Consider the following 3,332-nt stretch of genomic DNA (forward strand, 5'->3'; position numbering starts at 1 on the left):
CGACCATCGCCACCGCGAACGACAACTACTTCGACGCGGACCCGAACGACAACTCCGACAGCGCCAGCTACAACATCGTGCTGGGCACGGACATCGAAGCGCTGGTGAGCTTCCCGTCGCAGCCGCTGGAAGTGGGCACCGCGCAGAACCTGGTGCTGACCTACAAGAACAACGGCCCGCAGACCAGCACGGCCGGTGGCACCGTGAGCACCATCATTCCCGACGGCTTCGTCATCGGCACCCTGCCGGCGGGCTGCAGCCTGGAGGCCGGCCAGCAGCTGACCGTCTCCGGCACCGTGTATCCCGGCACGCTGGTGACCTGCGATGCCGGCGTGGTCGCTTCCGGCAGCAGCAAGCCCTTCACCATTCCGCTGACGATGCCGCAGACCGGCACCGACGGGCGCTTCCCGGTCGTGGCCACGCCGCCGGCCGCGCTGAAGGACTGGAACGAAGCCAACAACAGCGTGCTCGCGCCGTACCAGATCAACGAGCCCTACACCGACATCGGCCTGACCAAGACGAAGAACCCGTCCAGTGGCCCGGTCAGCCCCGGCGCGCCGATCACCTCCTCGTTCTCGGTCAGCAATGGCATGAACAGCACCAGCGCGGCCAGCTACACGCCGGCGCAGCCGCTGTACGTGGTTGATTACATGCGCCCGGAGGAAATGGACGCCAGCTACGGTGTGAACGGGTTGGCGAACGTCACCCCGGGCTGGGAGTGCACGGTCCAGCGCAACGTGAGCCCGCCGACCGGCATCCCTGCTGCCTTCACCACCCAGGTGACCTGCAAGACCACCGGTACCGGCACGGTCGCGCGCGGCGGCAGCCTGCCGTTGTCGTTCCAGACCCGCGCCACCGCGATCGTCGGCCAGTTGAACCTGTCCAACCATGCCTGCACCGGCATCACCGCGCTGGGCCAGCTGGGTGTCAACGCGGCCGACGCCGCGCAGCCGGCCGACCGCAGTGCCACCAATGACTGCGCCACCGCCGGCACCGGCCTGAACCTGACCGACGTCATCAATGACACGGCCTGGGTCAACATCCGCAAGGACTCCTCGGTCGACCAGATCACCTGGCACGACGACGTGGCCGACGCCCCGACCCTGTCCGGCGCCGCCGAGACGGTGTACTGGAAGATCCTGGTGTCCACCCCGAGCACCACGGACAAGCCCAACCAGAAGACCATCCCGACCCTGAACCTCACCGACAACGTGCCGGGCGTGCTCAACACCTCGGTGTTCAAGGGCCAGGTGCGGGTGCTGTCGGCGGCCGCGATCAGCGGTAGCGCAGGTGCCGTCAGCTGTCCCGCGCTGGGGTCCGGTGCGCGCAACCAGACCTGTACGTTCAGCAATGTGGCACCGGGCACCGAGATCGAAGTGGTGCTGGCGGTGGATCGTCCGCTGCAGTCCACCAGCGGCGGCAGCGATCTGACCAACACCGCAACGCTGACCTCGCCCAACGCGGTGCTGTCGAGCCTGCGCGCCGATGGCCTGTACTCCGACTCGGCGGCGGTGAAGGTCCTGCCGCGCACCGACTACCGGATGACCAGCAAGACCGTCACCCCGAGCGGCACGGTGCTGATCGGCGAGCCGATCTCCTTCACCCTGACCGCGCGCAACCACGGCCCGGACGCGGCGCCGCAGAACGACTTCCACATCACCGACGCCCTCCCGACCGGGACGGCGACGATGGCCGGTGCCACCTACGAGATCATCGACGTGACCGTGCCGTCCGGCAGCATGCTGGACTGCTCGGCCAGCAACAAGGCCACCGGCGCCATCTCCTGCGTCAACAGCCGCGGCGCGATCGCCGCGCAGACCACCGAGACGGTGACGATCAGCGCACGCGTCAAGAAGCCGGCCAACCTGCAGGTCGCTGCCGGTGGCGTGGTCTATCCGTCGGTCACCAACCAGGCGTCGGTCGCCAGCCTCGGCGCTGTCTGCCAGTGGCTGCCGGGCGCCTCGACCAGCTGCGACGACGCCGCTTCCAACAGCAATAACAGTGCCGACGTGACCTTCGAGGTCCGCGTGCCGACCATCGACCTGCAGCAGAAGAAGACCCAAGTCTATCCGAACGGCCGCAACACCTTCGTGGTCGGCGACCAGCTGCGCTACCGCCTGAGCACCTTCAACCTGGGGCCGTCGCAGGCCGAGAATGTGGAGGTCCGTGACCGGATTACCGCACCGGCGGGCTTCACCGCTACCTTCGACCGCATCGAGAACGTCAACACCGGTGCGCCGGTGAGTGGCTATGTCTACAAGACCGACGTCGATGTGACCTGCAGCCAGCAGGGCGCGGAACTGGTCTGCCTGCTGAATTCCGTGCCGGCGCTGAACCGCCTGGACAAGGAACACATGGTGGCGTTCGATGTGCTGTTCACCATCGCCGGTGATTCCAGCCAGCCGGTGCTGTTCAACAACATCGCCTACGTGTGCGGCGACGAGACCACCAATTACGAAAGCCAGGGCAAGTGCAGCGCCGACGCAGGTGATGCCGGAAACAACCTGGAGCAGGTCAACGACGTGCTCTTCCCGTCGGCCGATCTGGAGGTGGCAAGCAAGACCACCGTGACCGCTGGTCCGGTCGATGTGGGCCAGCCGATCCGCTACGACATCGTGGTGCGCAACGCGCTGGGCAGCCGCGTGGAGAAGATGCGCGTCACCGACACCCTGCCGGCCGGCTTCGAGTGGGTGCATGACGCCGCCCATCCGCTGACCGTCACCGTCAACAGCGGCAGCGCCGCCACGCTGTCGGGCAGCGTGAACACCGTGGCCAGCAAGCCGGCCGCCGGCACCGACAACGTCTGCTACCTGTCCGCAGGCCCGGCGTCGATCACCGCGATGACCCAACAGCAGGCCGTGACCTGCGACCTGGGCGGCAGCTTCCCGTCGGGCAGCGCGAACACGCTGACGCTGACCCTGTGGGCGCGCACCGTGCCGGGCGTGTTCACCGGCGCCTATGCGCCGACCAACCACACCAACAAGGCCAGCATCGAACCGGGTCGTGACGACAACGACGAACCGACCTCGGTGGACCTGGTGCCAACCAACAACGAGAAGACCTCGACCACGCAGGTGCAGAACGCCAGCCTGGGCGGGCGTGTGTTCGCCGATGACAACGACAACGGTGACCAGGACAGCGGCGACACCGGCATCGCCGGGGTCAAGGTGACCCTGAGCGGCGTGGACCTGTACGGCAACACCGTGCTGCTGGAGGCCACCACCGATGCCGCCGGTGACTACCAGTTCACTCACCTGGCGCCGTCCGACGCGGCCGGCTACACCATCACCCAGACCCAGCCGAGCGGCTATGCCGCCAATGGCGCGCCGCAG

At 67.4% G+C, this 3,332-nt stretch carries 1 protein-coding gene; it reads left to right on the forward strand.

The window, feature by feature from the left end:
• The coding region (locus VA603_RS11900; protein WP_323438977.1) for an SdrD B-like domain-containing protein at window positions 1–3,332 on the forward strand (3,332 nt) is incomplete at both ends.

It is taken from the genome of Stenotrophomonas capsici, from assembly GCF_034961085.1.
GTDB classification, from domain to species: Bacteria; Pseudomonadota; Gammaproteobacteria; order Xanthomonadales; family Xanthomonadaceae; genus Stenotrophomonas; species Stenotrophomonas capsici.